This is a genomic window from Bacillus sp. C-3-6 (assembly GCF_054509685.1).
The window spans coordinates 3,023,378-3,045,408 of record NZ_CM137247.1; the positions used below are offsets into that span (position 1 = coordinate 3,023,378).

Consider the following 22,031-nt stretch of genomic DNA (forward strand, 5'->3'; position numbering starts at 1 on the left):
TTAATTTAGATTTTTTAATAGTACGATGCATTGAACAGCCCTTTACAAGTCATAAAGTGAAACTTAAATTAACCGTCACACCAAGATATTTAGCTTAATATTCTAGGGGGAAATTTTTCTCTTTACGTAAAATACGAATTATATTATCCATTTTCATGAACATCAATCCCTAATTTTGTCAAAAAAATAAACGATAGTCCTTCTACATTTTTGATAAAAGGACTATCGTTTTTTCAGTTAGAGTATTTGTATAATCGTTTAACTTTTTATTTCCTGAAGGTCTAATGTGATGAAGATGATGAAATTTCATCTCATAGCCTTTAAATGAAAAACATTATTTTTTTATGGCAATCAAGTTTATTTTTATAAATTAAACCCTTAGCTTGATGCCTTCCATATATCCAGCAGCCTAAGATTAAGTAAGAGTCCGTTCAACTAGATTTTTTCTAATATTTTTAGGAGCATCTTATTTCAGCCTCGTCATATTACACTAATTGAATTTAAAACAAATCCGTATGCTATTTAGTAAAATTTACGATTCGAGACATAATTATTGCAGTAGCCAAGATAATAATAGCGGTTATCAAACCAGATTCTCCAATCCAAATCTCAGTTTGATCTCCTGTACTTGCACGTGCGAAAGGTCCTTGAATAATGGCATTCCAAGTAGTATGAATGATAACCGAAGGCCAAACGCTACCTGTGATAAGTCGTAAATAAGCTGTAATATAACTGAATGGCACAATACAAAAATAGATGCCAAGTACTGAAAGTAGGGCAGATGTTCCCTCTACATATAGACCAGCAATAACAATTGGAACATGCCACGTTGCCCAAATCAATCCGCTAATAAGGATTGGGCGTGAAAACTCTGCATCGATTAGTCTTGTAAGCATATAACCTCGCCAACCCATTTCTTCTCCCATAACTGGAATTAAGTTAAGCAAGCTACCTAATACTCCGCTCAATACTACTATAAAAATGAAACTTAATGGTATCGGTAGATACTGAAATCCAAGTATATTGTAAATAGGTTCTAGCATACCACCTTGCGGGGGCTGAAACCTCGCAATTCCGCTCAACCAGGCGATAGAATAAGTAATTCCACAAATAATCATAGGTATTAGCAGAGCAAAACCAATCCCCTTCCATATCTTTAAGTTACCGAGACTAAAAGATACATCTTTAAACCCTTCTTTCAATATTATGCGAGTCAAAATAGAAGAAAATGCTGGGGTAAACATATATACCACAATAAGCGGCATACTTTTAGTAATCATTACTACTACATTTAGAATAATAGAAGTAATGGTTAAGATACTTAGAAAGAGTTGAAGTCCTATTTTAGCACGTTGGATTTTATCTTTATTGTGGAATGCTTCTCCGTGTAATAACATTGTAATCCGCCCTCCCCCTTTTATTCATTTGTTTATCAAATTTACTTCCTGTCATTTCAACAGCTACAACTTAGAATAAAAATATTTTGACATACAGATCATTCATCTTTAAAATCCCTCCCAAATTCATAATCTAGTCTTACTTGCGATTCAACAATTTAATTATTACTTATAAACTGTCATAGCCGATAGTACAAAAGTGTAATGATTAACCTATGACTTGTGTCAATTAATCTTATGACAATATGTAACTAGAAAATATGATATGGAATAAATAACAATTGAATTAAGGCAATTGATTCGTGCAAGTACATGAATCAATCTTGTTTATAAAAATAATTCAATTGAGGTGGGCAAAAATGAATAAGAAAAGAATGATTGCAATGGTTAGTACAGCTTTATTAGTCACAGGATGCGCGGAAGTAGGAAACGCTCAAACTGTAGCAGTCGAAAATTCAGGTCAATCAGTCCAAAAAAATATAGTTAAATCAATACAATCACAGGCTAACCCATTAAAAACGATAGAGCCGTCAAAACCATTTGAAGATTTAAAACCACTTAAGAAAATGATTGGGAACGCGCAATATGTAGGATTAGGAGAGAATACTCATGGAAGCTCTGAAATTTTTACTATGAAGTTTCGCCTTGTGAAATATTTGGTTACTGAAATGGGTTTTACGAATTTTGCAATGGAAGAAGATTGGGGAAACGGCTTAAAACTAAATGAATATATCCAAACAGGAAAAGGAAACCCTAGGGAATTTTTAAAATTGTTATATCCTACTGATGAAATTATAGCCATGATTGAGTGGATGAAAGATTATAATGCTGATCCATCCAATAAAAAAAAGATCCAATTTATTGGGCTCGACTTAAAGGCGTTGGACCAAGGTAGCTTTAATAAAGTAATTGATTATGTAAGGCTGCATCGACCAGATTTGCTGGCAGAAGTAAAAGAAAATTATAAAGAATTGTCTTCTTTTACTGGAAGTATACAGGAATATATGAAACTTGCTCCTGAAAGGAAAGAGAAGTTTAAAGCAAACGCTGAGAGAGTAGCCCGATTACTAAAAGATGAGAATGAACAAGCCAACACAGAAATAATTCCATCCGAGTACATCTGGGCGAAAGCAACGGCAAGTGCAATAGAGAAATTTACCACAATGCTACTCCCTAACGACTATCCAAGTATAATAAAACTACATGAACAATACTTGGCCGATCATGCAATGTGGGCACAAGAGACATTTGGTGGTAAAACGATGGTATGGGCACACAATATTCATATAGCTAAAGGAATTATCGATGAGAAATTATACCCTTATGTTGCGGGGCAGTTTTTGAAGGAACGTTTAGACAATAATTATGTCACAATTGGTAGTACAACTACGGAGGGGAATTTTACCTTATACAGCGAATATGATCCTTCCACTGGAGGTAAGATTACAACCGACACTATTCCACAAGATGTAAAAAGTTTCAATTATACTCTCGGAAAAGTGCCATATAAAATGTTTTTATTGGATAACCGTCACCTTAAAGGACAAGCAGAAAAATGGGTTAAAGCAAAAAGACCATTACTAAGTATAGGGGGACAAATCCTCCCGAACAGTTCGGTGTATTTTGATACTTCATTGCTTGAGCAATTTGATATTATTTTTCATATTCGAAAAACAAGTCCATCTCATATTAAATAAAAGTACAAAACAATCCCGTTCTTGCAGATGTAAGAACGGGATTGCTTTGTGGAGGATTAATAAAGTGAAACTTTAATCAGCAGGTTTTTGTTCATCCCCCACTGATTATTAGCCTTCACCAATCGTGCGTTTACCGGCAGCCCGCCCCCACCTAACGCTGAATTTTGAGGTGGGAGTCTTACTGCCCAGTAAATAGCGGGATAAAAGCATCTTTTTTAACCAGAAGTAAGCTGCTCTCCCCTTTTTAACATCATTTAGAACTGTCATATGACACTTTTACACTAGTGAGAATGACAAAAAAAGCAGTATGATTCGGTTATTACACAGATAGGAGCGATGAACTTTATGAAATCAAGATTCATCCATAATGGTTATTTTTTATTGCTAACTTTCGGTACAGGATTGTTTTATTTTTGTTTTTACCTAATAGCTCTGCTATTTAGTTTAACCCTTTCATTTACTGTTGTTGGGATTCCATTAATTATGCGCGTACTACAGACTACCACACCCTTTATCCAATTCGAGCGCATACAGACGAAAATTTATACAGATATTTCAACAGACTCTTACGATAGAAGTATAACAATGGATACATCGAACTGGTCTCAGGTGAAATTAGTGCTAACAGATCGTCGCACTTGGTGTGCTGTCTATTGGCTAATGCAGAAATTTACGATTGGCATTTTCAGTCTCATTAGTGCAATCATTTTTTACGTAATGCCACTTATGTTCCTGTTGGCACCACTACTGTATCGATACATCGATATGAATATTATATTTATACAAATAGATACTTTTGCCAAGTCACTCTTTGTAATGTTTATGGGTATAGTATTTACCGCCATAAGTATTAGAATAGTCGATGGTTTGACAAAGAAAATTGGGGGCTATACACGTAGTATGATTCGGCAACTAAATCAATAGAAGTTTGCAGTCTGTGAGTAGTATCGTAGTTTTAAATTAAAAAGTATAATAAGGCAGGAAGGATTAAATTATTATATAGGAAGTAAAATGGTAGGCTATTTAGGGGGTAAAGGACTTGTTAGATATGGTTAAGTATTGGTTTTGGTATGATTGGATTATGTTAGGAGTACGCCTACTTGCTAGTGTGTCTATCATTCTAGCTACATTAAATTTTCAGGATGGTTTAACATTACCACTTTGGATTATTATTCTTTGGGAAATTATTGCCTTCTCTGTTCCATGGGTAGCCTTACTATTCAATTATAAATATTATTTGTTCACAGAAATACTGCTGTATGGTGGACTATGTATATATTTAACCTCATTATTTCCAGGGGCTTACAACACATTTCTTATATCAGTGTTTCTAATTGCTGCGAATAGTAAGCATTTGTCCTATTATTGGACAGCTCCAATAACGGTTTTTATAACAACTGGAATTTTCTATGCGGTTGCGCCAAGTAATAGCTATTGGGTTATGGTCACCTATTATGGATTCGCATATGTAATGGGCTTCGCTTTTCATTTATTAATCGTCAATCATAAGCAAAATGAATCAATTCGTAAACAAAACGCGGTACTTGAGCAATATATGTCTCAGATTGAACGCATTACACTGGCGGAAGAACGAAACCGACTGTCAAGTGAGCTTCATGATACAGTTGGTCACGCTTATACTTCTATTATTATGGGGATGGAAACGTTGCGCACCGAACTTGCTACTGAAATGGGTATACAGAGGCTAGATTCTCTGCTTGAAATGGGACGTAAAAGCATCGAGGACGTGAGAGGTTACCTACATCAAATGGAGTCTCCGTGTCAATCGCCTTCCTTAATTCAATCTCTACAAAATCTTGGAGCCGAATTTCAGGAGCACGCTCAGGTTAATGTAAGTTTTCGGGCATACGGAGAGGAATATGAATTGTCTCGGCAAGCGAAGATAGCGTTCATTCGTTGCTTACAAGAGTCCCTTACGAATGCAGTACGTCATGGTCAAGGAACTGAAATTATAGTTTCATTGCAGTTTGAACAACAATATACGAGATTAGAAGTTCAAGATAATGGAAAAGGAAATGTAGAATGGCAAGAAGGCTTTGGTATGAATGCAATGAAAGAACGAGCAATGAATTTGCAAGGCCAATTGTCTGTATATACAAAGCCAGATGAAGGAATGCTTGTTACATGTACCATACCGCGCCAAACTGAAATAAAAGATGGACTTATTCGTTTGTTAATTGTAGACGACCAGCCGTTTGTTCGGGAAAGTTTGAGGACACTACTCGATAGATATGAAGATTTAAATGTAATCGGTTTGGCCGAGGATGGCAATGAAGCCATCGATTTGTGTGGGCGCCTTCAACCCCATGTTATACTTATGGATTTAGATATGCAGCACATGGATGGAGTCGAAGCAACCAAAAAGATTAAGCAACAATGGCCGCATATCCGCATATTGATTTTTACCACTTTTCAGGATACCGAACAGGCGTTGGAATCGCTTCGCAACGGTGCGGATGGCTTTTTACTCAAATCCATTGAAACATTGGAGCTAACTAATACGATCCGACTTATTCACAAAGGTGGGACACTGATTGATCAGGGAATGTCTCACAAAATATTTGAGAAATTTGATGAGCAAAAAGAGACACCACAATCAAAAGCAACCGCTTATGAGCTAACAGCTAGGGAGATAGAAATATTGCAGCTAGTAGCAAAGGGACTTCGATACACTACCATAGCATCAAGGTTATATTTATCGAATGGTACGGTCAGAAATTATGCTTCCACAGCTTATACAAAGCTGGGAGTCCGCAACAAAGAAGAAGCTGTTCAAAAGGCTCTAGAAATTGGAATTATTGAATAAGAAAAATGTTTTTTTGTTTCTCTACAGCAAGGCAAAATGTAGTTACAAGGTACAGTAAAAGATAAAGTGAAACTTTAATCAGTGGGGTTTGTTCATCCCCCACTGATTATGAGCCCTCACCAATCGTGCTGCCCGTTAATGCGGGATAAACAACATCATTACATTAATCTTTTTTAGGGAGTACAATTCCTTTAAATAATTGAACAGTAATCCAGTAATACATCGAGTAAATTACTACAAAAATAACAAGTGGTAACCAAATGCGAGAGTACGGATCGATTACAAGAGGGCTAAACATGTTCATACCAACTAATATATGAGTAATCCCTACAATTGCTGGGAATAAGAATATGAAGAATAACTCTTTATAAATTGATTTTGTTAATAACTCTCGGCGAACACCAATTTTATGAAGCATTTGATAACGTGTTACATCTTTTGATGCTCCCGACAGAACTTTAAACATTAAGCAGCTTGCCATCATTGCTAAAAATGCAATTCCAACGAAGAAACCCATAAACATTAGTCCGCTGGCAAAATCATGACTCATAATATATGTTTGATACTTACTACCCAATTCTTCCGCTTTCACATTTTTATATTTTGCTATCTGTAATTCATCAAGTTTTTTCCATTCTTTTATGTATGATCCAAAATCATCTGTTTTCCCCATAAACACAATACTTTCTTTACCCTTCAATCCATTGTATATGTTATAGTCTACAATTTTCATTTCATAATCAGGATATAAATAATTTGGCTGGATTGTTCTGAAAGCCTGAATCCATTGTTTTGTGTCTGTCTCTCCTTCAGCCCGTTTTATTGAAAATGCACCAATTGGTATTTCCTCTGAAGCTTTCTCTATTTTCATACCTTGCAAGAAAGGGCGATTTTTCTCTACATCTTCTTTAAGATAATAAACATATCTATCATCAACTTTGTAATGATATTCAAGTTTTTCTTGAAATAAGATACTACCCAAAATTGTCTTTTCTTCCGCTGTTGGATTATGAATAACTGAATCGTAAATTTGTATTTGATCTGTAATTTTTAGGATGTTGTTTTTAAATGCCATACCACAAGCAATTCCACCAGCACCAAGAGCCACTAAAATTGCTACTGTTGCAAGCACATTTGTTAGACTATTAATGCGGAAATTTAATTGTGCAAAAGTAAAAGCATTAAGGCCTTTTTCACTACGTTTTTTATTACTCTTTAACTTGTTAATCATAACTGGAAGAAGTGATCCAAATATAAGGTAAGTACCAACGGTTGCTGAGATTAATCCAACAGCTATTAATCCCAAAACAATTAGCGAATTTGCATATGATATATAAATAAGTGATGCATAACCAATACCCAATAAAAGAATACCAAGGAATGCAACTACAACTGTCATTTTTCCTTTTATGGCAACACGTTCTGTTTGTTCATCAGCATGTACAAGTTGCAGTACAGAAATACGAGATAATTTAATACTATTCATAATTGCAGATAATACAAAGAGTGCAAAGAAAAAGATGCAAGTAATAGCTATAGATGGCAGATAAAATGCTTTATAACCTTCGCCAGCAAACTCGAGTTGTTTCATTAATAGCTGACCGATACCTTCTGCAAGTCCTACACCAATTGTAATTCCAATCAAAAGAGAGGTGGCACCTAATATGATTGTTTCAATGAACATAAGTAAGGTAACTTTATGCTTTTTTGCTCCTAACATCATATACATACCAAATTCTTTTTGACGAAGAGCTGATAAGAAAGAGTTTGCATATAAAATATAGAAAAATGTGATAATCGCTAACAAAACGGAACCAATTTTAAAGACAGCCACAATATCCCTAATAGAAGAGTTAGATTCAAGGAACGTTTTATTGGATGCTAGCGTTTGAAACATATAAAAAGTTGAAATAGAGACAATAAGACCAACAAGTAAAACAATGTAATCTTGCAACTTACTTTTTAGGCCTGACATAGAAAGCTTAAATAACATGATTGAACTTCCTTCCTTACGCTTTTTGTGTGCCTAAGTTTGCAAGCACATCTAAAATTTCTTTATAGAATTCTTCACGGGTACTACCGCGATGAATTTCTTTATATAACTCACCATCTTGAATGAATAAAATACGTTGACAGTAACTTGCGCTGTAAGGATCATGCGTAACCATCATAATGGATACACCTTGCTCTTTATTTAAGCTTGTCATGGCATTAAGTAAACTCGTTGCATTTTTAGAATCTAGAGCTCCAGTCGGCTCATCTCCCAAAATAATTGCTGGTTCATGAACTAACGCACGTGCTGCTGCGGAACGTTGCTTTTGTCCACCAGATACTTCAGAAGGATATTTTTGAAGTATCGCTGTAATGCCTAACATATCAGCTACTTTTTCTACTTTCTTTCCAATATTACGAGATGAAACACCTTGAAGTGAAAGTGGGAGTGCGATATTTTCATAGATAGATAAATTCTCCAATAAGTTAAAGTCTTGGAAAATGAATCCTAACTTTTGTGAACGAAAATCAGAAAGTTCACCCTGCTTCATCCTCGTAATATCCGTTCCTGCAATTTCAACAACGCCGCCTGTCGCTTTATCTAACGTTGAAATTACATTTAATAATGTTGTTTTACCAGAACCAGAAGGCCCCATAATACCAACAAACTCTCCCTCTTGAATTGAGAATGATACACCTTTTAATGCGTGTGATTGATTCTCACCTTTTTTACCGTACAATTTTTGAATGTTTTTTACATCTACAACTGGCTTTATCATTTATATCCTCCTACATTTTTTTATTTCATTACAATAAGCTACTAAATTTGTTTACTACTAACAAAATAGACATGTTACCTCCACACTTAAGCTACAATGAAATCTTTCCTTTTATCTTCTTTGCTCACCTCATCACTTTGAATACACCCATGATAAACTATGAAAATTAGGAAACACCCCGTAAAATCCTTAAGATTTCTTAAGTTTTAAAAAAAGCTCATGGAACCTGTAGTTCCATAAGCTTTCTATCTAATTGGATGTTCAACAATAAAAGACATCCAACCATCTTTATATTCTGCATGTATATTACCATGATGAAGTTCAACAATTCTTTTTGCGATAGCAAGTCCAAGTCCATTTCCCTGGTCATCTTTTCTTGCCTTGTCCCCTCTGAAAAACCTTTCAAACAATTTATTTGAATCGCTAACAGGCGGTCTCTCGACTTTATTTGATACTTTCAACATTGCCTTGTTACCTATTAGTTCAAGACATATAGATAATTCGGATGGTTTCATGCTGTACTTTATCGCATTCATAAAAAGATTTTCATAAACACGTACCATTTTTTCTACATCTATGAAGATAGGTATTGTTTCTTGCGTGATTGATTTTTGAACGATTAAGCTTTCCTTTTCAAATATAGGAATGTATTCTCCAACTATTTGCTCCAACAAACCCGATAAATCAACTTCATTAAGATTTAACTTAGCATCTATGCCTGATAAACGAGTATATTCAAACAACTCATCAATTAAATATTTCAATCTCTTTGATTTTAAATAAGTGGTTTCAAGGTATTCCTGTAATTGTATTTTACTGTTGTATTGCCCTCTTTTTAATAAATCTATATAGCCAATAATAGATGTTAACGGTGTGCGTAAGTCATGAGATACATTGGTTATAAGTTCATTTTTTGTACGTTCTAATCGTCTTTCTTGTTCAAATGTATTCTCCAATTCCTTGGACATATAGTTGATATTTTGAGCAAGTTGGGTCAATTCGTCCTTCCCCTTAATCCCAATTGTTAAACCCAGTTTTCCATTTGCAATATCATTCACATTTTCCGAAATGAGCTTCAAATATACTATTTTCTTTCGAACCAATAGCAAAAAGATTACTATAAAGTTTAAGATTGCGAACGTAAATAAGAACAACATTGCGAGTCTCACTTCAAACATGCCAAAATCTTCGTGTTTTATAAAAAATGGATCTATGACGTATTGCACAATGAGGATTGTTAAACCAAATGAAATAAAAAAACTAATTGCAACAGCACCAAGAAGTTTTATAATAATCTTATTTCTGAAACTAACATTCTTCATATTTTATACCCAATTCCCCAAACAGTTTTAATATAAATGGGATGTTTAGAATCTTCTTCAATTTTGTCTCTTATTTTTGTAATATGCACCATGACGGTATTATCTGATTTATAAAAAACCTCTTTCCAAACTGCTTCATATATTTTTGCTACACTCAGGACAATCCCTTTGTTGCGGGCGAGTAGTTCGAGAATAGCAAACTCTTTTGGAGTTAACCTTGTTTCTTTTCCCCTTACCCATACTTGACGAGTATCTGTATTCACGGTTAAGTCACCAATTTCTAGAATACTTTTATTATGTTCTATGGACGTATTGTATTTTTTAAACCTTCTTAATTGGGATTTTACCCTAGCAATTAATTCTAGTGGGTTAAACGGTTTTGATAAATAATCGTCTGCACCAGAGGCTAGGCCCTGAATTTTGTCTATATCCTCAGATTTTGCAGATAGCATAATGATAGGCATATTGCGATCTTCCCTAATTTTCATACATGCTTCAATGCCATCCATATTCGGCATCATAATATCTAAAATAATCAAATCAAAGTCCTTTTCTTCTAACAGTTGTAAAGCTTGTATAGCATCTTCTGCCTTTTGAGTTTTTAGGCCTTCATTTTCCAGATATACCGAGATAAGATTTCTAATCTCTTTATCATCATCAACAATAAGAATTTTCGACTCCATTTTATTCCTCCACATTAAATGCAATAAGTATTCAATAAAGCATATATTTGTTGTTACTTAGTTAATAAACTTAATAGAGATGGTTTCTATCTTCTTTCTTTACTTAAGACGATCTTTTGTAAAATACACAAAAAGACCGTCACAGTATTGTGACGAAAAAACAAGAAAATTTCAATAACTAATACTATTATTATTTATTTTTAGCTTTTAAGACACCCAGCGCTATTTTGGTTGCTTCTGCAATAAGCTTATCATCGTATTTAGCATCCTCTTTATCATGATTAGAAAGTATCGCAAGAACAATTGGCTTTTTATTTGGTGGCCAAATAATTGCGATATCATTTCTGGTTCCATAAGATCCCGAGCCCGTCTTATCAGCTACTTCCCATCCTCCTGGAACTCCAGCACGAATTAAGTTGTCTCCCGTAGTATTCCTTTTCATCCAATCTATTAATAAATCCCGTTTCTCAGTTGAAAGTACATCTCCTAGCGTGAAAGCCTGAAGACTAGTAGCTAATGCCTTTGGGGTACTAGTATCATGTACGTCTCCTGGATGCACTTCGTTTAACTCTGGTTCAAAACGTTCAGGATTTGTAACGGTATCTCCTATTTCTCTCAGTGATTTTTTGAATTCACTAGGTCCACCTAATTGCTTAAGAATAAGATTTTGCGCAGTATTATCACTATATCGAAGGGAAGCATCTGCAAGCTCTTTCAGAGTCATACCCCTATCAACATACTTTTCTGTAATTGGATTGTAATTAACAAGATCTTCACGAGTATACAAAACTCTTTGATTTAGATCTTCTATTGATTTCTTTTGTAAAAGTACTCCCACAGCTAAAGCTTTGTGGGTAGATGCGTATGCAAACCGTTTATCTGATTGATACGTAACAGTTTGATTCGTATCAGTGTCCAATGCATAAATACCGAGTTTAGCATCAAATTCTTTTTCAAGTTTAGCAAAAGAATCATTACCAGTAGTTTCTTGTTTGGTTTGATTTGTTTGTTTTGTTTGTTTAGGTAATTCAGACTGAGTATTGCCATCGGAACAGCCTATAAGCGTTGCACATGAAAGAAATACTACAGGTACCATCTTTTTGTAATGTAAAAAGTTAAAAAACTTGTTTAAGACTATCATACATTTTCAACCTCTTTCAAGAATATATAGTTTTTCTAGGTGTTATACATATCGATACAATTAAAGAGTGTATCGGATATCACTCTTCTTGCATCTCACTTTTCATCAAATGATTGAACTATCATGAACACCTGTTTTATACGTATACTTAATAGACAACCTAAGTAACAAGTTTGTTCCATTTTTATCAGTAGTCGTATCTAGAAACCTAAAAGAATCCATTTAGAAGATTTAAATGGACTCTTTCACTCATATAATACTATCTATAGTTAAACAAATAAGATTAAATACATTTAAATTTTCTTGTTTTATCTACTAAACTGTTTAGGCATTTCTTTAACGTGCTTATCATCATCACGCCAATCATAGGTTTCTTTCTGCGAAACATCTAAAGTTTGATCTCCAATTCTAACAATATTCTTATTTACCCATTCAATATATGGATCGGTATCTGGATAATTCCAATATATATTTTTCTCTGAATCTGTATCAAGGTTAACTAATTCACCCCTAACAGCATCCGCACTTAATGATCCTGCATTATGAAAATAAGTCTTGATGAGATATTTTCCATCTGGAGATTTCACTGTTCGAATTAATTCCCCTTTTGGAACACCTTGCAAACTAAAAAGTTTCCAATATCCAAATCCAATTATAATTACTAACATAGTAAGTATAGTTAGTAATACTTTTCTTTTTGTTTTTTTAATTTCACCTTTTGTATTTATAATACTCATTCAACTCCATTCCATAATATATCAAAAATAAAAATCCTCTGTTAATACGGGATAAACATGAAAATTCCCATTTAGGAAAACTTTAAAAAATCAGACAGTATACTTGAATTGCTCTCCGCAAGAGAATATACTAATAAAGCAGGCTATGACGTTCCTTCCTTCTAACTTCTTTGGCGAAATAGGGATGTTACTTTCCTGCTAAACACATAGGCTATGACAATTCTTCCTTCTTTGTAGAAATTTCAAATTGTTTTAGAGTTGTCAATTTCCTATGAAAATAATTAGACTATAAAACCTCTTTCTTCTTTGGGATTGGATAAACTTTAGTTTATCAACCATTGATGTAGAGGTTTTCTTTTCTTAATTAACAAATTACCACTTAACAACTAAATGTTATACCCCTAATTTTTCACTAAAAAATAGCTTTATACCCTCAGTGCATTTCTCTACAATTAGTGTGTTTATGCATGTAAAAATAAAAATCTACCACTGAAAGGAGGACAGTCAGACTATTCCCCTCTTTTATAAGGAGTGAATAGCTGGCGTTCTCATGAAAAATTCTATTTACATAAGAAGAAGTTTGAAAGTAATTATAAAAAGAGAAGAAAATAAACTACCGAACATGTATTTAGCCACTGTTTTAAAAAACTTGGAAAGTTTAGGATTTACTTTTTCCGAGCCTTTAATAGAAGAGTTGCAAACACTTTCGGTTGATGCATTCACATCGTTTTACAAAGAGTTGGTGAAACATTTAAAAGAAATGGTTGGTGCACATATTCAGTTTACTCCTATGTATCCAAACTTTCCGCAACAAATGATGGATTTAAGTGACGCTGATTTATACATCAATGCCGTTATTCATTATGTGACGTTGCGCCTACCTGTATCAAAAGTAGAAGAACGACTCCCTCTTTTAGATAGCGTTGATTTGAAAGTTATTGACTTAGGAAGTGAAGAAGATTTCAATCAAATGATTTCTCAATTGATTAGTGCAAACAGCTCTATTTCCTCAACTGATAAGACAGATGTAGAATGGGCTATTACACACACTGAAGATGTTTCCTGTTTTCTACCTAATGTAATTCCTCATAAGGAAAATATGTCTTTTATAATTGGGGTTTTATTAATAAACAGAAAAATATCAGCCGATGCTGCTGCAAAGTATTTTAAAACAGCAACTGATGTTCTTCGCCTTGCAGTTGCTTTATCTGAAGGTGATGTGAGTTTAGCATCCTCCGTTCGATTCAAGAAGTTTAACCGAGCCGAAAGACGCTTCCTTTTAGGATTGTTAGAGCAATGCGGAAACATTACCGAAGATATGATTCGATACAAAAAACGTTGGATTCGTTTAGGTGAAATTCTTCATCCAGCAGAATATCATACTCGTTTCCCAAAAACCCACCGAGCATTTGAGATGCTTCGCAACAACATTAAAGTTGAAACATTTAATGGAAAAATAGAAGCAGCTTTGTTGAATCATGATATCATGACAGCGAAAAATCTTTTAAAAACTCGCCCGGGGGAATTTGCCAGACGTTTGGATCATTTAATCCGTTTATGTAGTAATAAGTCAACAGATGTTTTCAATATTCTCGAAGATTTTCTAAGTATAATAGGAAACGTTTCTACTCCTGTATTACTTCAACTCACGGCTCATTTTAAGCATCGAAATGATAAAAATGAATTTCGTACCTTTTTTCCAAAGGGCAATGTAGCAAAAGCTATAGGTATTGAAAATACACTTCCATTTATCTCAGAGAAGATTTGTTTAATGATTGTAAAAATGTGTGAAGATACTTTAAAAAATCGCTTCGCAGAACTTCCAAGTCTCGGGAAAGTATTTTTGGATGAACAGTTAAAAAATCACTTAGTTCCCTTCTCTCAACGTTCAGCCAGCAAAGCGCTTCGCACATTATCTCGAGGAAGTAAAGTAGATTTGCCAGAAGGAGATACGATTCGTTTTTTCCTATGGTGGAAAGAAGGCTATGTGAATGGACAACATACAGGACGCGTTGACATTGATTTGTCTGCTGCAATGTACGACGAAGATTGGCAATACAAAGAACATGTATCCTTCACGAACTTACGTTCAAAAAATTTCAAAGCCTACCATAGCGGAGATATTACTTCTGCACCAAAGGGGGCATCTGAATTCATTGATTTCGATATTCCGTCTGTGCTGAAATATGGTGGACGCTATGTAGTCATGACTTTGCTTTCTTACACAGACCAACCATATAAAGATTTACCAGAATGCTTTACTGGTTGGATGGTTCGTCAATATCCTGGTTCAGGAGAAATATTTGAACCTTCTACTGTTCAAGATAAAGTGGATATTACTGCCGACACCCAAATCTCTATTCCAGTTATTTTAGACTTAAAGGAACGAAAATTGATTTGGACAGATTTGTCTCTTACAAGAGATCTAACTTATGATAATACTATCGAGGCTAATCAAAAAGGTATGATACTAGTTGGAAAGGCTTTTACTAATTTAGTTAAACCGAATTTATATGACTTGTTCCGATTACATATTGAAGCTAGAGGTGAACTCGTTCAAGACATCGAAGAAGCAGAAAGCATTTTTTCTTTGGATAAAGGGATTACTCCTTTCGATATTGAAAAAATAATATCTGATTTTATCGCTGACCCACAAGGCTAACTACATTACAAACATTGATAATGTGTGGAAAATATCCATGTATAATGTCTATGTGAAATAGGACCTGATAGATAAATATCAGGTCCTGTTTTCTATTTAGTAGATACTAAATAGTCCGGTTAATCACTATTCATCTAAATACACTATACTAATAAAGTGAAATTTATTGGAAAGAAGTTCATTAGTTAATATGTATCTAATTAAGAAACATTCATATACCAGCCCAAACATCTTTTCCATATCGCCCTTCATCTTGCACACGATCCAACCAATTTCTTGCTTCTTGTTCACTGACTTCATGAATTTCTTGATATGCTTGACAAAGGGTATCTTCTACATCCGGAGCCATTTTACTTCCATCACCACATATATAAAGATGTGCTCCATTATCTAATAACGAAATTAAATTGATTCTATCTTGTTTTATTAAGTGCTGTACATATGTTTTTGGATGTCCCTCTAGACGAGAAAAAGCTGTGTGTAAAGAGATTAATCCATCTCTTTCATCATTTTCTAATTCTGTACGATAGAGATAATCTTTTTCAGGATGACGACAACCAAAATATAGATGCGCTTGTCCTAAGTTAATACCTTTTTGCTTTTGAACACGACGCGCTTGCAAGAATCCACGGAATGGTGCAATTCCAGTACCTGGCCCAACCATAATAATTGGTGTTTCTGGATCTTTAGGTAATTCAAAGTTTGATTGTGGCGTTCGAATGAAACAGATAATCTCATCTTTATTATGACGCTGAGCTAAGTAATTAGAAGCGACTCCTTCATATGTCCCTTCCCCACTCCATGCAGGCGCATTAACAACACCGACCGTAATGCTCAGACGATTGTGTGCAACGAGTGGAGAGCTTGAAATAGAATAGTAACGCGGTTTGAGCGCAGGAAGAAGTTCTAAAAAGCGTTCAAATCGGATTTCACAAGCCTCATACTTTTCAAGAAGGTCCAACATTGAAATCCGTTTCTTTAGTATTTGTTCATGGTAAACTCCTTCTTCTAATAATGCTTCCAATTCTTTTTTATGAGGAGGACATGCTGTGAATGTTACCATTTCTCGTATTTGTGCTCGAGTGGCAGCTTCTTGAACTTCAACACTATAACTAAGAAGGTCCAATAAACTAACAGGACTGTCTAAAGGTATGTGATTTATACTTCGTCCACTTGCACTCAGTATAACTTGATCCTTCCCATTTAACCCAAAACGTTTTAAAATTCGGTTGATATTTTTCTCGCTATTAACTGGCAACACCCCAAGGTGGTCTCCTTCTTTATATGTAGCGCCTTCTGGCAAAGATACCTCGATATGTCGTGTACTTCTATCACTGCTGGGTGATTGGAGTTCACGATTTTCTAGTATAGATGCATAAACTGCTTCATATGTTCGTGCAAGAGGAGATCCTCCAAGACGACTGACAAATTGTAGACTCAAAGTACTGCGCTCTTTTTCCATATTTTTGTTGAGTTCCAATCCAAATGCCTTCATCGCATCAGACCACATACTTTGTTTCCATTGCTCAAGCTGTTCCTCGAAATCACCACTTGCATCTGCTTCTCCGCGTTTAGAAAATCTTGTTGCTCCTTTTTGAGCCATCTGCTCATCAATGTATCTTGGAATCCGTTGGTAGGTACTAGCCCAATTATGATCTCCACAACCAAAAACTGCGTATTGAACCCCTTTTAGCTCATCTGGTTTTAGTTCCTCCAACCATTGCACAAACTGCCCTGCATTACTTGGCGGTTTTCCATTATAAGAAGAAGTCACAATAAGTACCGCTCCTTCTTTTGGCAAACTTCCAATTCGATCGTTAAGAGCTCCCACTTCCGTTTGAACTCCTTCTAAACTAGCTGTATCTGCTAATTCTCTTGCAATACCTTCTGCTACACCTGTATCCGAGCCATACAGAACAAGAAGTGAAAGATTATCGGCCCCAATAATAGAAGGTGTCTTCTGGACGTGTTGCTTAATTTCATCGTTTTTCAGCTTGTCCTCTGTAGGTGCAAGAACAGTAGGATGACTAATAGTTTGTTTTCGGGGTAGAATCCTAATCTTAAAATCACCGGGCTTTAGCGTTAATGTTTGTTTTACGTCCAGCTGATAGTTTTGATAATCGATTAATTCAAAATGTTGAAGAAGCATTCCCATTACAAGAGTGGCTTCATGAAGTGCAAATTGCATACCGATACATGCTCTCTGGCCATTTCCAAATGGCTTATAAGCATGATGAGGAACCTTATCCAGCTCTTCAAATCGTTCAGGTTGGAATTCTTCCACATTGTCTCCCCATGCATCTTTATCCCTATGTAGCTGTGGAATAAGAACAGAAATACGATCTTCTCCTTTCTTAATTGGGTATTTCCCGCCAATCACTGTATCTTCTTTTGCATAGAGACTGAATGCTGGAGCGGTAGGCCATAGACGTAGCGATTCATTTAAAATCATCCGTATATACTTCAGTTTCATAACTTGTTGGTATGTTGGAGTAGGATCTGTCAAAACACGGTCTACTTCTTCATAGGCTTTTTTCAACTTATCCGGATTCTTTAATAAAAAGTAAATTGCAAAAGATAACAATCCACTTGTTGTCTCATGTCCAGCTATTAAAAAGGTAATAATTTGGAAACGAATATTTTCATCATCTAATTTTTCACCAGTTTCCGGATCTTGTACATTTAACATACGGGAAAGTAAATCATTTTCTTCCTGATTCCCATTACTTTTACGTTCAGCAATAATATTATCTACTAAAGAAAACATAGATTGAATATCATGCTGAAATTGACGTTTCGTTCTCCACATGAGTTTATCTTCTATATCCAGCCTCTGTAATTGGTGCATCGCCTCATCTAGAGCACGGGTCATGCTAGTAATAAAAGGATGAGGTGTCTCACGATAAAAGCTATTGAATCGGTAATTAAAACCACATAGACCAATTGTATCTAACGTAAGACGAGTCATATCCTCCGGAACATCTACGTTTTCATTCGGATTAAGCCGTGCCCATTTTTGAACGAGTTGTACAGCAATATCAACCATCATGGCATGGTAATCTTTCATTGCCCGTTGGCTAAATGTAGGCATCAAAATATTATGAGCTTTTTTCCAGTTAGGCTCGTGAGTCTCGCTAGTAAATAATCCGTCTCCAGCAAAGGCACGAACTTTTGCTAAAGCACCCTCTATACTTTTATCGAACCGCGTTTCGTCACAGACTTCTGCTACCAATTCATGTCCAGAAACGACAATGATGGTATCACTTAAAGTTTGAATTTGAAAAATGGGACCATACTCTTCCGCTATCTTGATAAAGGATAGCGTCGGTTTATCTTTATCGATTAATGGGAGATTACCCAGCGGTCCATATGTTTTCGGCTGAGGAATGGCAGATACTTTTTTTTCCATTTAAAACACCCTTTCAAAAAAGCATGAAATAAAGTGAAACTTTAATCAGTGGGGGTTTTGTTCATCTCCCACTGATTATTAGTTGAACCAATCGGGCTTTTACGGGCAGTTGGTCCCCCACCTAACTTCTTTGCTTCCGCTGAATTTTGAGGTGGGGGTCTTACTGCCCGGCAAATAGCGGGATAAAATATCCCATTTAATAAAGAGGAAATAACAACTAATCGCCTGGGATAAAGATATGTAATTGATTACCTTATTTTATCTTTTCCCTAACTATTCATGATTATGATATTGCGTATAAGCTTGGCAATTAGATTTATAACTTGTAGAAAAATAATAAATTAAAATGAAGCGAATAAATATAATTGGAGCCTTTTAATGTTGGTGTTAAAAGATAATCTAAACTTGTAATGTTTATGAGAAATTGCAAACGGATCTCATCTCTTGTATTTGTTTATAAAAACGATTATTTTGATTCATTTTCTTCTAAAACACCCCAAAATAGAGAAGTTGACGAGCTTAAGATTGTAGTATTCGAAAAATCAGTAGTTTAGTTAAACCAATACGATAAGCAAGTATACCGTGTTACTAATGAAAGAGGACCTGATATGAACATCAGGTCCTCTTTTACTATATAATTATTTCCCTGCTTCTTTTAGTTCTTTTCCAGCTTTAAATACCGGCACCTTAGCAGCAAAAAACTTGTAGGAATCATTATCAAGCGTTTTATTCTTCTCTACCGATTTAACTTCTCGACAGCTTCCGCACTTGTATCTACACGTTTAACGAAAAAAACTAATAGTAGTGCAACAACATTCATGCCAAGCGCTACATAGAATGAATATTGAATTCCAGATAATAAAGCCTTTTGAGTTACTATTGCCTTCGTAGTTTCTGTAAAGGTTGTTGGATCTATATGAGACATTAAACTTTCAGCTTTTGTTTTTGTTACAGAGTTCATAATCGTAACAAGAATAGCAGTACCAATCGAACCGGACACTTGTTGAGCCGTATTATTAACAGCTGTACCGTGCGGATTTAAGCGAGTTGGTAATTGATTAAGACCATTTGTCATAAGTGGCATCATAACCATCGCCATCCCAAACATCCGCAGTGTGTAGATAAGAATAATATGTGTGTGACTAGAGTCAATTTGCAGACTTGCCAACATATAAGTTGAAACAGCTGTAATGGAAAGCCCCACTATGCCAAGAATCCGAGGACCATATTTATCAAATAGTTTACCTGTAATTGGTGACATAATCCCCATTATAACCGCACCTGGAAGCATCATCAGCCCAGAGCTCAGCGGCGAAATACCACGGACGTTTTGTACATAAGCTGGTGTTAAAATCATACCCGAAAACATGGCCACCGCGTTAACAATTGCAATTACAGACGCAAGTGCAAACATTGGGTACTTGTAAACACGTAAATCCAATAACGGCTCATCCATTTTTAATTGACGAATAATGAAAGCAATTAGGGCAATAGCGCCTATGATTAAGGTTGTTAAGACAACTTTATTTGTCCAACCATCGGAGCTTGCAGAACTGAATCCATATAACAAACCGCCAAAACCGACAGAAGATAATAGTAATGAGAGATAATCAAGTTTTGCATTTTTGTTTTGTTTCATGACATTCTCAGATTTCCAAATCCCTAACAGTAAGCTAATGATTGCTAACGGTAAAATCATTTCAAACAGCAAACGCCAGTCATAATACTCTACAATATAACCTGATAGTGTTGGCCCAATTGCTGGAGCTGTAATCATAACTAGTCCAAAAATCCCCATTGCTGTTCCCCTTTTTTCTCTCGGAAAGCTTACTAGCATAATATTCATTAACAAAGGTCCCATAACTGAAGAGCCTGCCGCTTGAACCATCCGCCCAGTAAGTAATAAACCAAAGTTCGGTGCTACAGCCGCTAAGGCAGTACCAAGAATAAAAATCACCATAGATGTAATAAATAGGCTCCTATTTGAAAAACGCGTTATTAAAAATGCTGATGCCGGAATTAATATACCACTTACAAGCATATACCCTGTAGAAAGCCACTGGATCGTTGAATAATCTTGAATGTTTAAATCTTTCATTATTGATGGCAAGGCTACATTTAAAAGGGAGTTATTTAGAAATGAAACAAATGCCCCAATAAAAAGGATTACAAGCATTAAATATGGTGGTTTTCTTTTATGTAATGTTTCACTCATATATTTAATTGCCCCTTCATTATAAATTTCATTGATTCGTTTAAATCGTTTACATATTTGCACAAGAAAACATTACCCTTGCAGTATTTTGCCAAACTCTTCGAATGGATATTCTCTTTTTAGCAATTCCACTTGCTCAACATACCATTTTAAAATCTTTTTGTTGATGAAACCTTTATAAAAACGTTTGTTAACGGAATTTAAATTAGGCTGAAATACACAAAATAAGCAACTGAAAATCACCTTCTAAAATAAAGTGAAACTTTAAATCAATGGGTATTTTACGGGCAGCGAGAAAAATCAAAAAGACCACGCACCCATTCCTTTAAATACAGGCTTGTAGATCTAGTTATGTAACCATCCATAAAAAGGAATATTACATAGGCTAAGTCTAACATTACATTTTTAAAGTGAGGAGAATAAGCGTATGGACCAATATTGGTATTTGAATTCAAAGGGAAACGGGAAACAATATACTAACGAAATTTCATTATATTCACAGCCCGAAATAACTACATCTGAGGTAATGAATGATTTGAAGATTCCTGAGAATTGGAGTTACCAAGTTTATCCAGTTAGTTGGGATTCATCAGCCAATTATACGAGGTTCAATCCCCAACCCCCTCCCTTCTCTTGGGGGCAGCCAATCAATTATGCAGGGATGATGCCCCAAGGACATCCCGATAATTGGACTCCACTACCAGGTCATGCAGGTTTTAATTTTCAAAAACCTCCCTTCCCCTGGGCGCAACCATTCAATCATACAGGGATGTTCGCACAAGGTCATCTTGCAGCTTTACTATCGCCGCCAGCCAAGCCTTTTCATTTCAATACCAATAACTCGGGTGTTTTTGGAAACCCTCCAGGATGGGGTAGTCCGTGGGCCCCAATGGGATGGGGAAATAACGGAGGTAACGGTCAGCTAGGAATGCTTGGAAACTTACTTACAGCAGGAAAAGGCACCATGAGTGGAATAGGAATGATCAGTAGTCTAATCGGGATGGGGAAGTTCTTCTTTTAGTTAATTAAAGTGATAGAATTGGTCCGCAGCTCAGACATTCCAACAAAATATTTCATTTTCCATTGATTTAATGTTTTCAAACATGTACTCCTCAATATATTTATTGTGTGCTTCCAATACTCCATCCAAGTTCGTCTCCTTGTCTTTCA

14 protein-coding genes are annotated in these 22,031 nt (G+C 35.4%); 5 read left to right on the forward strand and 9 right to left on the reverse strand.

The features are described 5' to 3' along the window. Positions 1–518: 518 nt before the first annotated feature. The gene (locus ACW0JX_RS15580; protein WP_000924281.1) at positions 519–1,397 is read right to left on the reverse strand and encodes a CPBP family intramembrane glutamic endopeptidase; all 879 of its coding nucleotides are present in this window, start codon (positions 1,395–1,397) and stop codon (positions 519–521) included. Positions 1,398–1,756: 359 nt separating this feature from the next. On the opposite strand from ACW0JX_RS15580, the gene ACW0JX_RS15585 reads away from it, so the two are divergent. From ACW0JX_RS15585 to ACW0JX_RS15595, 3 genes are all read left to right on the forward strand, one after another. Next, positions 1,757–3,094, forward strand: a complete 1,338-nt coding sequence (locus tag ACW0JX_RS15585; RefSeq protein WP_459244890.1) for an erythromycin esterase family protein — start codon at positions 1,757–1,759, stop codon at positions 3,092–3,094. A 345-nt stretch (positions 3,095–3,439) separates the two neighbouring features. Then, positions 3,440–4,018, forward strand: coding sequence for a sensor domain-containing protein (locus ACW0JX_RS15590; RefSeq protein ID WP_000842190.1), 579 nt, complete (start codon positions 3,440–3,442; stop codon positions 4,016–4,018). Positions 4,019–4,133: 115 nt separating this feature from the next. Further along, positions 4,134–5,921: a response regulator gene (locus ACW0JX_RS15595; protein WP_459244891.1), complete on the forward strand. Its 1,788-nt coding sequence runs from the start codon at positions 4,134–4,136 to the stop codon at positions 5,919–5,921. Between the two features lie 163 nt (positions 5,922–6,084). Here ACW0JX_RS15595 and ACW0JX_RS15600 read toward each other — a convergent pair whose 3' ends face one another. The 6 genes from ACW0JX_RS15600 to ACW0JX_RS15625 all read right to left on the reverse strand — a co-directional run bounded on the left by ACW0JX_RS15600 (position 6,085) and on the right by ACW0JX_RS15625 (position 12,575). Continuing rightward, positions 6,085–7,914, reverse strand: a complete 1,830-nt coding sequence (locus ACW0JX_RS15600; RefSeq protein WP_459244892.1) for an FtsX-like permease family protein — start codon at positions 7,912–7,914, stop codon at positions 6,085–6,087. A 16-nt stretch (positions 7,915–7,930) separates the two neighbouring features. Further along, positions 7,931–8,692, reverse strand: coding sequence for an ABC transporter ATP-binding protein (locus ACW0JX_RS15605; RefSeq protein WP_000595170.1), 762 nt, complete (start codon positions 8,690–8,692; stop codon positions 7,931–7,933). Between the two features lie 245 nt (positions 8,693–8,937). Next, a complete protein-coding gene (locus ACW0JX_RS15610; protein ID WP_459244893.1) occupies positions 8,938–10,014 on the reverse strand; it encodes a HAMP domain-containing sensor histidine kinase in 1,077 nt (358 codons plus the stop codon). After that, positions 10,011–10,697 (reverse strand): response regulator transcription factor, encoded by a 687-nt coding sequence (locus tag ACW0JX_RS15615; protein ID WP_075678214.1) that lies wholly within the window; start codon positions 10,695–10,697, stop codon positions 10,011–10,013. The genes ACW0JX_RS15610 and ACW0JX_RS15615 overlap by 4 nt, the downstream gene beginning before the upstream one ends. Positions 10,698–10,887: 190 nt before the next feature. Next, complete coding sequence (gene bla / locus ACW0JX_RS15620; RefSeq protein ID WP_089171408.1) at positions 10,888–11,838, reverse strand: class A beta-lactamase; 951 nt, start codon at positions 11,836–11,838, stop codon at positions 10,888–10,890. A gap of 308 nt (positions 11,839–12,146) precedes the next feature. Then, entirely contained in the window at positions 12,147–12,575 is a 429-nt protein-coding gene (locus tag ACW0JX_RS15625) for a DUF5412 domain-containing protein (protein ID WP_000022543.1), read from the reverse strand. A 550-nt stretch (positions 12,576–13,125) separates the two neighbouring features. Between ACW0JX_RS15625 and ACW0JX_RS15630 the strand changes: the two genes are divergently transcribed. Beyond that, positions 13,126–15,237, forward strand: a complete 2,112-nt coding sequence (locus ACW0JX_RS15630) for a TerD family protein (protein ID WP_157676113.1) — start codon at positions 13,126–13,128, stop codon at positions 15,235–15,237. Positions 15,238–15,448: 211 nt separating this feature from the next. Here ACW0JX_RS15630 and cypD read toward each other — a convergent pair whose 3' ends face one another. Both cypD and ACW0JX_RS15640 read right to left on the reverse strand, forming a co-directional pair. Beyond that, positions 15,449–18,646 (reverse strand): bifunctional P-450/NADPH--P450 reductase, encoded by a 3,198-nt coding sequence (cypD, locus tag ACW0JX_RS15635; RefSeq protein ID WP_459244894.1) that lies wholly within the window; start codon positions 18,644–18,646, stop codon positions 15,449–15,451. Positions 18,647–19,382: 736 nt separating this feature from the next. After that, the gene (locus ACW0JX_RS15640; RefSeq protein WP_327905396.1) at positions 19,383–20,861 is read right to left on the reverse strand and encodes a DHA2 family efflux MFS transporter permease subunit; all 1,479 of its coding nucleotides are present in this window, start codon (positions 20,859–20,861) and stop codon (positions 19,383–19,385) included. Positions 20,862–21,288: 427 nt separating this feature from the next. Between ACW0JX_RS15640 and ACW0JX_RS15645 the strand changes: the two genes are divergently transcribed. Next, complete coding sequence (locus ACW0JX_RS15645) at positions 21,289–21,882, forward strand: hypothetical protein (protein ID WP_459244895.1); 594 nt, start codon at positions 21,289–21,291, stop codon at positions 21,880–21,882. Positions 21,883–22,031 lie beyond the last annotated feature (149 nt).